The sequence below is a fragment of the Polyangium sp. y55x31 genome, assembly GCF_029946505.1.
Lineage (GTDB): Bacteria > Myxococcota_A > Polyangia > Polyangiales > Polyangiaceae > Polyangium.
Genome location: NZ_JARZHG010000005.1, coordinates 498426 through 511058 on the forward strand (window position 1 = coordinate 498426; position 12633 = coordinate 511058).

Consider the following 12633-nt stretch of genomic DNA (forward strand, 5'->3'; position numbering starts at 1 on the left):
TATACCCTCGCCGCGTCGGAGAAAAACCTCCCTCGCCAGACCTCCGCGGAGCTCGATGGAGACCGAGAGACCAAACGTCAGTGCGCCACGCGCGCCCGCGTGTCCGCTCGTGGGCCGGGACGAAGAGCTTTCCCTCCTCGCTGCAAATCTCGCCGCCGTCGAGGAGCGACGCGACACGCGCATCGTGACGATCGTCGGACCCGCAGGCATCGGCAAGACGCGGCTCGTCGCGGAGTTCGTCGCCTCGCGCAAGGACGAGGTCCGCGCGTTCGAAGGCAGCGCGCGCGACGGATCGGTGTCGTTCTCGCCCTTCGCGCGGCTCATCCGCTCGCGCTTCGGCCTCGTGCGCGGCATGGATCCGGACGAGGCGCGCGCGACGATCCGGCGGCAGCTCGAAGGCGTGCTCGAGTCGCGGCGCGTGAGCGACGCCGTGACGTTCCTCGGGCAGCTCCTCGGCCTGACCGAAGAAGAGAGCCCGCTGACGCGCGCCGTGAGCGACGACCCGCATGAAGCCGAGCTCGTGCGGCGCGCCGTGGTGAAGGCGTTCCTCGAAGCGGACGCGCAGAAGGGTCCGCTCATCCTGGTGCTCGAAGACCTGCACGAGGCGCACGAGGACGCGCTTTCGCTGCTCCGCTACCTGCTCGAATACCTGACGGGCCCGATCCTCGTGATCTGCACGGGCCGTGATGATCTCGTCTACCGGCAGGAGGACTGGGCGCGCGTCGGCGAGCGTCGGCACACGCTCCTCGAGCTCGGGCCGCTCGGAGAAGCGGACAGCGCGCGCGTGTCGAGCGCGATGCTCGCGGTGTTCGCGTCCGGAGGCGAGGTGCCCGCGCCGCTCGTCGAGACGGCGTGTGCGTTCGCGCGAGGGAACCCGGGGCTCCTCGCGCAGATGGTGGAGATTTACGCGGCCGAGGGCGTGATCGGCGAGGCCACGACGGAGGAGGGCGAGACGCGGCGCGTGCTCTACCCGGAGCGCCTTTCGTCCGCGCGGCTGCCGGCGACGGTCGAGGACGCGGTGCAGGCGCGCGTGGCCTCGCTCGACGAGGACGAGCGCACGGTGCTCGAACAGGCGGCGGCGATGGGCGCCGTGTTCTGGAGCGGGGCGTTCGTGGCGCTCGCGCGCACGGGGCTCGAAGCGCCGGACCTCTGGGTGGAGGAGGAGACGGGCGACGTCGCGCGGATCGGGCGGATGCTCGACGGGCTTCGCAAGAACGGTTGGATCGTGCGCCGCGCCGGGACGATTTTTCCGGGCTCGGTGGAGTACGCCTGGGCGCGGAGCGAGGAGCGCGAGGCGATCGCGGCGCGGACGAGCGTCGAGGCGAAGGACCTCTACAACCGCGTCATCGCCGACTGGATGGAGCATCAGCCGGGCGTGCGCACGAGCGAGGAGCGGATCGCGTCGCTCGCGCGGCATCGTGAGCAAGCGGGCGAGTCGATCCAGGCGGGCATCGCGTACCTGGAGGCGGCGGCCGTGGCGCGGCGAAGGTACGCGAACGGCAAGTCGTGCGAGTACTACCAGCGGGGCCTGGAGCTGCTCGGCGACTCGCACGACGGCGCGCGGATCGACGCGCTGCACGCGTACGGCGACGTGCTCCAGTCGATGGGTTACATCGACGACGCGATGGCCGCGTTCCGCGGGATGCTGACGCTCGCGTACCGGCTCGACATGAAGAAGAAGGGCGGCGCCGCGCACAACCGCATCGGCCGGCTCTTCCGCGACATGGGCTCGCTCGACGAGGGCGAGCGGCACCTCTCGACGGCGATGTCGCTCTTCGAAGCCTCGGGTGACGAGCGCGGCGTGGCCTCGACGATCGACGATCTTGGCAAGATCGCCTGGCTGAAAGGCGAGTACGAGTCGGCGCTCACGAGCTTCCGCGACGGCCTCACGCGGCGGCAGAAGCTCGGCGACCGGCGATCGATCGCGCTGTCGCTCAACAACGTGGGCCTCGCGCTGCAGGACTCGGGGCAGTTCAAGGAGGCGCTGGAAGCGTTCGAGCAGTCGCTCGCGATACGCCGGGAGGTCGGCGACCTCGTCGGCGTGGTGACGACGCTGAACAACCTCGGGACGATCGCCGAGGAGCGCAGGAACTTCCAGAAGGCGCTCGTGATGTTCGAGGAGGCGCTCGAGGTTGCGCAGCAGATCGGCGATCGGAACAAGATCGCGCTCGTGCTGACGAACATCGGGACGACGTACTACCGGAGCGGCGAGCCTTCGATGGCGATCGGCGTGCTCGTGCGCGCCGAGGGCCTGTGCGACGAGCTCGGCGATCGGCTGAAGCTCGCGGAGACTTTGCGCGCGCTCGGCAAGGCGTACCTGATGCAAGGCGACCTCGGGAAGGCGCGCGACTGCATCGGCCGCGCGGTGGACCTCTTCGCCTCGGTGCGCAGCAAGGTGCACCTCGCGGCCGCGCTGCGGACGCTCGGCGAGATCACGGCGGCCGGCGGCTGGGGGCACGCGCATACGACGAGCGCGCGCGAGTACTTCGACCGCGCCGTCGCGATCTTCGAGCAGAGCGGCAACGAGGTGGAGCTCGCGCGGACGTTCAAGACCTACGCGCGTTTCCTGCGGAAGAACCCCGAGCTCGCCGGGAACGAAGACGTGCAGAAGGAGGCGAGCACGATGGATGGGCGCGCCGACGCGATCTTCGGGCGGCTGCAAATGACGAGCGCGAGCAAGTCGGAGCTGCCGCCGTCGCCGGAGGCGGAGATCGAGGTGGGGTGACGGGAGCCGGGCCTCCGTGCTACCCGGCTTTCATGTCGACCCTCGCCGCTTCGCCTCCGCCTCGTAACGTCAGCGACTCGATCACCACGATGACCGAGTACGTGCTCCCGACGCACGCGAACGCGCTCGGGAACGTGTTCGGCGGTCAGATCCTCGCGTGGATCGATCTCTGCGCCGCCATCTGCGCGCAACGTCACGCAGGCCGCCTCGCCGTGACCGCGGAGTTCGACGACGTCTCGTTCGAGGCGCCCATCAAGGTCGGGCAAGTCGTGTTGCTCCGCGCGCGCGTGACCGCGGCGTTTCGGACCTCCGTCGAGATCCTCGTGGACGTCGAGGGCGAGGACGCGCCGTCGGGCAAGCGCTGGCGGTGCGCGCACGCGTTCGTGACCTTCGTGGCGATGCAGGAGGTCGACGGAGCGCTCAAGCCCGCGCCCGTCCCCGCGCTCGTCTGCGAGACCGAAGAGGACCGGGCGCTCGCTTTGGAAGCGAACGATCGAAGGAATCAACGTCTGGCGCGGCGAAAGCGCGCGCGCCGTGACGACGAACGCTGATCAGGGTGAGTAACGGGGCTCGAACCCGCGACAACTGGAGCCACAATCCAGTGCTCTACCAACTGAGCTATACCCACCGTGGTTTCGCCCTTGCGGGCAACACCGGGCGCGCATCATACACGGATCGGTCCGATGTGCAACGGGTTCGGAGGGCTCAGATTCCCTTCCACCGCTCCGCGGCCGTCTTCCGGGCTTGCGTGACCTCGCCCTCGTGCCGGAAGGAGGCAGGCGCGCCGCTCGACCTCGGCTCGGCCGAGGCCGCGGAGGCCGCGCTGAGCAGCGTCTCCGCGAGCGAGCTCGACAGCGCCGAGAGGTCGTAGCCGCCCTCCAGGAAAAACGCGAGCCGACCCTCGGCGCTCCGCAGCGCCGCGCGCGCGATCAGCGTCGCCATCGTCGCGTAGCCCTGATCCGACACGCACATGTCCGCCAGCGGATCCCGCTGGTGCGCGTCGAAGCCCGCCGACACGAGGATGAGCTCCGGCTCGAACGCCTCGAGCACCGGATCGACGATCTGCCGGAACGCGTTCGCGTACACCCGATCGCCCGCGCCCTGCGAGAGCGGCACGTTCACCGTGTAGCCCTCCGCGTCGCCGCCGCCCTTCTCGTGCACCCCGCCCGTGCCCGGGTAGTACGGGTACTGGTGCAGCGAGATGTAGAGCACGCGCGGATCGGTCCAGAAGATGTCCTGCGTGCCGTTGCCGTGGTGCACGTCCCAGTCGAGGATCGCCACGCGCTCGAGCCCCTTCGCGAGCGCGCTCGCGGCCGCGACCGCGACGTTGTTCAAGAGGCAGAAGCCCATGCCGCGGCTGCGCGTCGCGTGATGGCCGGGCGGGCGCAAGAGCGCGAGACCCGGCGCGCGCGCCTCGCCGGGCTTCTGGCTCGACGGGTCGAGCAGCGCGTCGACGAGCGTGATGCCGGCGCCTGCCGCGCGCCGCGCTGCGGCGACGGACGAGGGCGCGAGGTACGTGTCCGGATCGAGCGAGGCGTGATGGCCGGCGAGCTTCGCGAGGTCCGCGAGGTAGGCCTCGTCGTGCACGCGCGCGAGTTCCTCTTCCGTTGCGTCACGTGCTTCGACGGGCACGATGCCGAGGCCTTCGTGAGCACAACGATCGAGGGCCGCGCGCGCCGCGTGCAGGCGCTCGGGGCGCTCGGGGTGGTAGCCGCGCGAGCGGTGGTCGTCGAAGAGCGCGTCACCGACGACGAGGATCTGCGAGGCGGGGTTCGTTGCGATCATGGCACTCCGGCAGGGACGGTTGAGGACTCGCCCGGGCGGATGGTAACGTCCTTACCCCGCTGCCCGCAAAGGAGGGCGGCCTTTCATGCGTGCAAAAATCATTGCCGTTTTCACGGTGGTCGTGCTGGTGGTGGGGGTGCTCGCGTTTGCCTTGACCCGGGCCTCCTTGAACCCGGGGTCGCCGCGGGCCGACGCGGCCCGGGCGCTGGTCGCCGCCGAGGCGGTCCTTCGGGTCCAGGCCGGGGAGGTCGAGCGGTGGCTCGAGGCCCAGGCCGCGGATCCGAAGGTGCGTGAACCGTTCAGCGCAGGCACGGGCCAGGCCAGGAGCGACGGGGCCACCAGTGTGGCGAACGGTATCAAGAGCGCCACCAGCAAAACGCCTGCGATCGCTGGGCTCGGGCCCTCGCTCGTGGCGATCGTCGACGCGAAGGGGACGGCGCTCGGCCGGGACGGCTCGCCCTTCCTGCGCGGGGATGATCTGGGCGGGATTTACCCAGCGCTCCGGGCGGGGCTCACCGAGGGGCGGGCGGGCTCGGATGTGTGGGTGACGCCGGCGCGAAACGAGCAATTGCTCGTGTCCTGGGCGCCCATCCGGGGCGAAAACGGGCAGGTGCTCGGCGGGCTCTTGCTCGGGACGGCGCTCGGCGACGGCCGTTTGACGGACGTGGCGAACCAGACGAGCGGGGCCACGTTGTGGTTCGAGGTCAAGGACAAGGACGGATATCGAATCGTCGCGCAATCGAAGGGCGGCGCGCCGGACCTCGCCTCGGCGATCGACCCGAAGCAGCTCGAAGCGGGCGCGGCGTCGGCGCTCTCGACGGGCCAGGCCGTCGACGTGGCGGCGCTCCCGCCCGATTTCGGCGTGAAGGTGGGTCCGCTCGGCGGGTATGGCGACGGCAAGCGGGCGCTGCTCGTGGCGGTGGCGCGGGCGAATGCGCCGGCGGCGACGACTTTGTTGTTTCCGTTCCTCGGGGCGATTGCGCTCGGCATCGTGCTCGTGGCCATCGCGGGTCACATCCTCGGGCAATCGATCATGCGGCCCGTGGAAGAAATCGAGGAGGGGCTGCTCGCGATCATGAATGGGCGGACGGACCTGCGCTTCCAGATCGAGCATCCGGAGCTCGGCGGGCTCGTGTCGCGATTGAACAGCCTCCTGAGCCAGCTCCTCGGCGTGTCGGAGGACGAGACCGGCGCGCCGCCGCCGGCGATGGCGATTCGGGGCAAGGATGCCGAGGACGCGCTCGCGGTGGACGAGTCGCTCGCGAAAGACCAGGCGCCCGGCGGCGAGGCGGCGGCGCTCGGCGCCGAGGACGAGGCCGCGTATCACGCGCGCATTTTCGACGATTACATCCGCGCGAAGAAGAGCGTCGGGGATCCGGTCGATCACATCACGCGGGACGCGTTCATCGCGCGGATCGTGGCGAGCGAGAAGCAGATGGCGCAGAAGCACGGAAAACCCGTGCGGTACAAGGTCGAGGTGCGGGGCAAGGAGGTCGTTTTGCTCGCGGTGCCGCTCGGGTGAAGGAATGCGGAGGGCGAGCGCTCGGGCGAGTGCTTCATCGTACGCTTACCGGTGTGCACCGCACGTGCGCCGTGCTACCCATCGCGCCCCCATGATGGCCAGCCCCTCCGGATGCATTGGCACCGTCCGTCCGCGAACGCTCTTCAGGCCTCGGCTTCTCGCGTGGGCCCTCGCGCTCCCGGCGGCTGGCATCGCGTGCGGCGGCTCCGCGCCTCCTCCCTCCACGGACGCCACGAATGCGACGGTCGCTCCCACAGCCCAAGCCCAACCGGCAGGCCCACGGGAGGTATGTGAGCACCTGCGCGCCCTCGTTTCTCGGGAGCTCTCGACCAAAGGGCGCCCAATGAACGAAGGCAAAGAGCAAGAATTCACGCGAGGGTGTTTGGAGGAGGAGTCGGCAATGCAGGCGGATGACGAGGAGCGCTGGGCCGGCCGTGCCGCCTGCTTCCTCGCCGCGAAGACGGGCGACGACGTCCTCGCCTGCGACGAAAGTCACCGCGTCGCGAGCGTTCCCCTCGATTGCGATCGATTGTTCACGCCGGAGGATATCCAGGCGGACCTCGGCCTGTCGATGAGGCCGTCCGACGACGAAGACCCGCCCTCGCCGGAGAGCTGCAATCGAGACTTCCACACGGACGATGGGAAGTTCTTGATCGTTTACCTTCGATCACACCGGACTGCGACGGAAGCCGCGGAGCTGGTCCGAGGGCCTCACGAGAAGGCGACGCAGGAGAAACTCCTGCCCGGCCTGGGCGACGTGGCACAACGTTTTGTGGAGGGCTCGTTGTGCCGTGTGGCGGTGGCGAAGGGCCGCGTCACCATGGTCGTGACCTTCCATGCGCGGCAGGAGTGTGCGTTCGACGCACTCGAGCGCCTGGCAGCCAAGGCGACGGCGCGCTTGCCCTGACGCCCCTCGGACCTCGTGATCGAAGTCCCCGGACTGTGATCACAAGCTCCCGGACCTCGTAATCGAAGTCCCCGGACCATGACCACGAGGTCCCCGACCGCTTCGACTCAGAGTCCGTTCGGGACCACGGTGAGGGTGCCGGATCCCCTGTTGGTCAGGATGAGATCGTCGTACCCATCCGCGTCCATGTCCGCGGTGGCGATGGCGTTGAGGCCGGGCGAGGCGCCGGTCGAGACGACGGCGCCCGAGGTGAAGGCTCCGGTGCCGTTGCCGGTCATCGGGCGGACGCCGCCCGAGGATGTGGTGACCAGGATGTAGGCGTCGAGCTTGCCGTCGCCGTTGAAGTCACTGGCCACGACCCCCAGCGCCGAGTTGGCCACCGTGGTGGGCGCGGCGGCGGACTGAACGCCGTTCGCGAAGGTGCCGTTGCCGTTCCCCTTGAAGAAGAAGAGGTACCGGCCGGCCGCGCCGTTCGAGAGGATGTCGAGCGTGCCGTCGCCGTCGGCGTCGCCGAAGGCGATACCCGCCGTCTGGCCATTGACGGCGTTGGTGTAGGCGACGGGGGCGGCGAACGAGCCATTGCCCTGGTTGATGAGGACCGACAGGCGTGCGCTGGCGGGGCTCGTCACCACGATATCGGAGAAACCATCGCCGTTCAGGTCACGGCAGGCGATGGTCGACTGCACGCCGCCGGTGTTCGGGATGGTGATGAACGTGGGCGCGCCGAAGCTGCCCGCGCCGGTGCCGAAGAGCACGCTCACCTGGCTCAGGGTCACGCTGGTGGTGGCGATGTCGACCCGCCCATCGTTATCGAAGTCGCCGGCGCAGAGGTGGACGGAGCCCGGGCTGCCGGTGGTGAAGTTCGTCGGCGCATCGAAGCTTCCGGGCGCGCTCGGGCCCAGGTTTCGGTAGACGCTGATGCTCCCGTTGCTGAGGAGCAGGTTGGTCTGGCCGTTGACAGTGACGGCGTCGAGCCACCCGTCACCGTCCACGTCCGCGGCCACGACCGCATTGCTGGAGAGCGGGGCGCCCGTGTAGTTGACCTCCGACTGGACGGTCGTGTCGCCGTTGCCGAGGAAAGCCGAGAACGAGCCGGAGGGGGTCACGATCGATCCGGCTTCGGCGTTGGCCACCAGAATGTCGAGCTTACCGTCGCCATTCACATCGGCGACCGCCGGAGCCAGCGGGTTGTGGTTTGCGGGGACGCTGATCGGCGTGCCGGGGACCTGGCCGGAGGGCGCGGCCTGGCAGGCACCATTCGAGCAGATTTCGCCCGTCGCGCAGGCGATGTTGCATCCGTTGCAGTTGTCGGCGTCGCTCTGGATGTTCACCTCGCAGCCGTCGGACGAGTTCCCGTTGCAATCCGCGAGGGTGCCGGAGCAAGCCTCGCAGTGGGTTCCCTCGTAGGTGGGAGCGCACGCGCAGGTGTAGCTGCCCACGCCGTCAGTGCATGTGCCGTCGTTCAGGCACGGGCTTGCGGCGCATTCGTCGATGTTGGTCTCGCAGTTGGTGCCGGTGAAGCCGGGCGCGCATGCGCAGGTGTAGCTATTGATGCCGTCGGTGCATGTGCCGCCGTTTTGGCACGGGTTAGCGGCGCATTCGTCGATGTTGGTCTCGCAATTGGTGCCGGTGAAGCCGGGAGCGCACGCGCAGGTGTAGCTATTGATGCCGTCGGTGCATGTGCCGCCGTTCTGGCACGGGCTAGCGGCGCACTCGTCGATGTTGGTCTCGCAGTTGGTGCCAGTGAAGCCGGGAGCGCACGCGCAGGTGTAGCTGCCCACGCCGTCAGTGCATGTGCCGCCGTTCTGACACGGGCTTGCGGCGCATTCGTCGATGTTGGTACAGCTCACGCCGTCGCCCTCGTACCCCGCGTTGCAGGCGCAGGTGAAGGAGCCCGCGGTGTTGGTGCAGGTGGCGTTTTCGTCGCAGTTGTCGGTGCCGGCGGCGCATTCGTCGACGTCGACGCAGGTGCCGCTCTGGCACGTGAGGCCGTCGCAGCAGGGTACCGTGGCGTCGCACGGCGCGTTCACGGGCAGGCAGCCCAGGCCGCTGCATGTCGGGTCGAAGAGCGGCGAGGTCGGGTCGAGGCTGGTGACGTAGTCGCCGTTGTGGGCGCTGTGCGCGTTGATGCACGCCTGCTCGCTGACACGGATGATCGTGTAGGGATGCGTCTTCGAGCTGGTCTTGTGGCAGAGCTGGGCCGTACCGTTGATATCGAAGTAGTTGCATTGCACGGCGGTGAGCGCGTCATGGGCCTCGCCCACGGCTTCGTCGCCTTCGTGGCTGTCGGCCTCGGAGGGGTCGGCGCTGGCGCAGCCCGCGAGGAGCAGGGCGGAGAGAGCCGGGATCGTCAGATAGGAGAGAGAGCTCTTGAGGAAACGCATGTCTCGTTTTCTGTTCTTGTAGAAGCGTGGGGTGACGCGCATCGAGCCGACGCCGACGGCGATGCGTCAGGGCGTCAATTCAAGATCGATGCCACCGTGGACTACGGCTTCGGGAGGTGATGTCGAGGCAGGCCCCTGCCCGTGTTTCGGCGCGCAGGCCGCGGTATCGCGGAGACCGAGACGCGGAGGACGACGGACCTCGGACCCGGTCTCCATCTGCCGCTGCTGCTGCCTGAGCGCCTCAACTGCGGAGAATGAGCATCACCATCCCGACTGCTCTGTCGAGAACGAACACGGAGTGTCGATCCGCCACCACCACAGCACGGACGCGCGGTCCAATCTTGCAGTCGAATCGCTTGCGCCGGAAAAGCCCGTATGTCGCCTGCACGAACATTCCCGTCGACTCCGCTTGACGTGCTCTTCGAGCGGCCGCTATCGTGCGCGAATGTCGCAATTCGCAGTGTTATCGCAATCTTGGATCCGGCCCATGGCCGCCGGAGCCTTCCTGGCGGTGGCCGCATCGTGTGGCTCCGATTCCTTTCCTGATCCGCCGTCCGAGCCTTCGGCGTCGTCGGCGCATGCAAGGTCGACCGAGATGCCGAAGGATCTCCGCGCGGCCTACATTCATGCCGTGCAGTCCGGCGCCCCGGAGGCCTACGGCGCGAGGTGGGTCGGGCCGGAACTCGTCGAGGCGGACAACGATGCCTCGGGCTTCGTGACGACACTCTCCAGCGCGGGGGTGGTGCTCGCGTCGAGGGAGGAGCCTTGGTCGCTCGAAATGCGCACGGCGGCGCTCGGCTGCGAGGGAGCGACGATGCCGGTCTCCGCGGCCTCGCCGAAGGCCACGGGCAATCGTATTGCGTACGAGCACCCCGAGATCTCGGCGTGGTACCTCAATGGCCCCCTCGGGCTCGAACAAGGGTTCGTCCTCGAACGCGCGCCCGGTTGTGCGGGGACGAAGGTGGTGGCGCTGGAGCTCGGCGGCGAGCTGCGCGCGGAGCTCGAGGACGCGGACGGCGACGGGCGCGGGGAGGTGATCCGGCTCCTGGACATCGAGGGCCGGGTGGCGCTCTCGTATACGGATCTCTTCGCGAAGGACGCGGAGGGCAAGACGCTGCCGGCGTGGATGTCGGTGGAGGCCGGGCGGATCCTGCTGCACGTCGAGGACGAGGGGGCGGCGTATCCAGTGGAGATCGATCCGCTGATCGGGGTCCAGCAGGCAAAGCTCTTGGCGAGTGATGGGGCGTCGCTGGACCGCTTCGGCTTTTCGGTCGCGCTGTCCGGGAACACGGCGCTCGTGGGCGCCCCGCTCGACGACGACAAGGGGCTGAGCTCGGGCTCCGCCTATGTATTCGTTCGCAATGGCGGCGCGTGGACGCAGCAGGCGAAGCTCGTGGCGAGCGATGGAGCGGCGGGCGACCAATTGGGCACCTCGGTCGCGCTGTCGGGGGACACGGCGCTCGTGGGGGCCGGGCTCGACGACGACAAGGGGACCGACGCCGGTTCCGCTTATGTGTTCGTGCGGAACGGGAGCACCTGGACGCAGCAGGCGAAGCTCCTGGCGAGTGATGGCGCGACGGATGACTGGTTCGCCATTTCGGTCGCGCTGTCGGGGGACACGGCGCTCGTGGGGGCCGTGTACGACGACGACAAGGGAATCAACTCCGGCGCCGGCTATGTGTTCGTGCGGAGCGGGAGCACCTGGACGCAGCAGGCGAAGCTCCTGGCGAATGATGGCGTGGCGAACGACCAATTCGGTGTATCGGTCGCGTTGTCGGGGGACACGGCGCTCCTGGGGACCTACGGGGACGACGACAAGGGGACCGACGCCGGCTCTGCTTATGTGTTCGTGCGCAGCGGCAGCGCCTGGACCCAGGAGGCGAAACTCCTGGCGAGTGATGGCGCGGCGAACGACTGGTTCGGCTATTCGGTCGCGTTGTCGGGAGACACGGCGCTCGTGGGGGCAAATCAGGACGACGACAAGGGGACCGATTCCGGTTCGGCCTATGCGTTCGTGCGGAGCGGCAGCGCCTGGACCCAGGAGGCGAAGCTCGTGGCCAATGACGGCGCGGCGAGTGATCTGTTCGGCCGTTCGGTCGCGCTGTCGGGGGACACGGCGCTCGTGGGGGCGTACCGGGACGACGACAAGGGGAGCGACGCGGGCTCTGCTTATGTGTTCGCGCGCAGCGGCGGTGCCTGGAGTCAGCAGACGAAGGCCCTGGCGAGTGACGGGGCGGCGGGCGACTACCTTGGTTATTCGGTCGCGTTGTCGGGGGACACGGCGCTCCTGGGGGCGCAATTCGACGACGACAAGGGGAGCGACTCCGGCTCGGCCTATGTGTTCGTCCTGGCGCAGGGCAACGGCTCGCCCTGCGCCTCGGCCGCCGCGTGCGCGAGCGGCTTCTGCGTCGACGGGGTGTGCTGCGAGAGCGCGTGCGGCGGCGGCGTCGGGAGCGATTGCCAGGCCTGCAGCGCGGCGGCGGGCGCTGCGATGGACGGGACGTGCAGCCCGCTCGCGATGGGCACCACGTGCCGCGCGTCGGGCGGTGCGTGCGACGTGGCGGAGAGCTGTGACGGCATCGCGACGGCGTGCCCCGCGGACGGGAAGCTCGCGCAGGGGACCGAATGCCGCGGGTCGGTGGATACGTGCGACGTTGCGGAGAGTTGCGACGGGACGTCGAATGCTTGTCCGGTGGACATGAAGGTCGCGGCGGGCACGGAATGCAGGGCGTCTGCGGGTGCTTGCGACGTTGCGGAGAGTTGCAACGGGACGTCGAATGCTTGTCCGGTGGACGTGAAGGTCGCGGCGGGCACCGAATGCAGGGCGTCTGCGGGTGCTTGCGACGTTGCGGAGAGTTGCAACGGGACGTCGAATGCTTGTCCGGTGGACGTGAAGGTCGCGGCGGGCACGGAATGCAGGGCGTCTGCGGGTGCTTGCGACGTTGCGGAGAGTTGCGACGGTGCGGCGAATGCTTGTCCGGTGGACACGAAAGTCGCGGCGGGCACCGAATGCAGGGCGTCTGCGGGGGCGTGCGACGCCGCGGAGAGTTGCGACGGTGCGGCGGTGAATTGTCCTCCCGATGCGGCTGTGCCGGACGGGACGGCGTGTGATGACGGCGATGCGTGCACGGAGGGCGATTCGTGCGAGCTCGGCGCTTGTAAGTCCGGCGCCACCGATCCGAATTGCGGAAGCGGCGGCGCAGGCGGCAGCGGCGGCGCAGGCGGAAGCGGCGGCGCAGGCGGCAGCGGCGGCGCGGGCGGCAGCGGAGGCGCCGGCGGCAGCGGAGGCGCCGGCGGTGGCGGCGGCGCG

Annotated in this window: 7 protein-coding genes and 1 tRNA gene; 5 read left to right on the forward strand and 3 right to left on the reverse strand. The window is 69.1% G+C overall.

Features of this window, described 5'->3' with window-relative positions; all coding sequences use genetic code 11:
* The first annotated feature begins 55 nt into the window (after positions 1–55).
* Entirely contained in the window at positions 56–2725 is a 2670-nt protein-coding gene (locus QHF84_RS13620) for a tetratricopeptide repeat protein (protein WP_281313699.1), read from the forward strand.
* A gap of 32 nt (positions 2726–2757) precedes the next feature.
* Positions 2758–3276: an acyl-CoA thioesterase gene (locus QHF84_RS13625; protein ID WP_281313700.1), complete on the forward strand. Its 519-nt coding sequence runs from the start codon at positions 2758–2760 to the stop codon at positions 3274–3276.
* Positions 3277–3280: 4 nt separating this feature from the next.
* On the opposite strand, the gene QHF84_RS13630 is transcribed toward QHF84_RS13625, so the two are convergent.
* Both QHF84_RS13630 and QHF84_RS13635 read right to left on the reverse strand, forming a co-directional pair.
* Positions 3281–3353: transfer RNA gene (locus QHF84_RS13630), tRNA-His, on the reverse strand.
* Between the two features lie 77 nt (positions 3354–3430).
* A complete protein-coding gene (locus QHF84_RS13635; protein ID WP_281313701.1) occupies positions 3431–4510 on the reverse strand; it encodes a histone deacetylase in 1080 nt (359 codons plus the stop codon).
* Positions 4511–4595: 85 nt separating this feature from the next.
* On the opposite strand from QHF84_RS13635, the gene QHF84_RS13640 reads away from it, so the two are divergent.
* Together QHF84_RS13640 and QHF84_RS13645 are read left to right on the forward strand one after the other, a co-directional pair.
* On the forward strand, positions 4596–6032 hold the full coding sequence (locus QHF84_RS13640; RefSeq protein ID WP_281313702.1) for an MXAN_5187 C-terminal domain-containing protein: 1437 nt from the start codon (positions 4596–4598) through the stop codon (positions 6030–6032).
* Positions 6033–6432: 400 nt separating this feature from the next.
* On the forward strand, positions 6433–6939 hold the full coding sequence (locus QHF84_RS13645) for a hypothetical protein (protein WP_281313703.1): 507 nt from the start codon (positions 6433–6435) through the stop codon (positions 6937–6939).
* A gap of 107 nt (positions 6940–7046) precedes the next feature.
* Here the strand turns inward: QHF84_RS13645 and QHF84_RS13650 are convergent, their stop codons facing one another.
* Positions 7047–9323: an FG-GAP-like repeat-containing protein gene (locus tag QHF84_RS13650; RefSeq protein WP_281313704.1), complete on the reverse strand. Its 2277-nt coding sequence runs from the start codon at positions 9321–9323 to the stop codon at positions 7047–7049.
* Positions 9324–9918: 595 nt separating this feature from the next.
* Between QHF84_RS13650 and QHF84_RS13655 the strand changes: the two genes are divergently transcribed.
* Positions 9919–12633, forward strand: a 2715-nt coding sequence (locus QHF84_RS13655) for a hypothetical protein (RefSeq protein ID WP_348652856.1), incomplete at its 3' end; no start/stop codon positions are given.

What these genes read in the sequence shown, in the direction of transcription:
- QHF84_RS13620 (WP_281313699.1), top strand. Translation starts at nt 56, where the DNA reads ATGGAGACCGAGAGACCAAACGTCAGTGCGCCACGCGCGCCCGCGTGT.
- QHF84_RS13625 (WP_281313700.1), top strand. Translation starts at nt 2,758, where the DNA reads ATGTCGACCCTCGCCGCTTCGCCTCCGCCTCGTAACGTCAGCGACTCG.
- QHF84_RS13635 (WP_281313701.1), bottom strand. Translation starts at nt 4,510, where the DNA reads ATGATCGCAACGAACCCCGCCTCGCAGATCCTCGTCGTCGGTGACGCG.
- QHF84_RS13640 (WP_281313702.1), top strand. Translation starts at nt 4,596, where the DNA reads ATGCGTGCAAAAATCATTGCCGTTTTCACGGTGGTCGTGCTGGTGGTG.
- QHF84_RS13645 (WP_281313703.1), top strand. Translation starts at nt 6,433, where the DNA reads ATGCAGGCGGATGACGAGGAGCGCTGGGCCGGCCGTGCCGCCTGCTTC.
- QHF84_RS13650 (WP_281313704.1), bottom strand. Translation starts at nt 9,323, where the DNA reads ATGCGTTTCCTCAAGAGCTCTCTCTCCTATCTGACGATCCCGGCTCTC.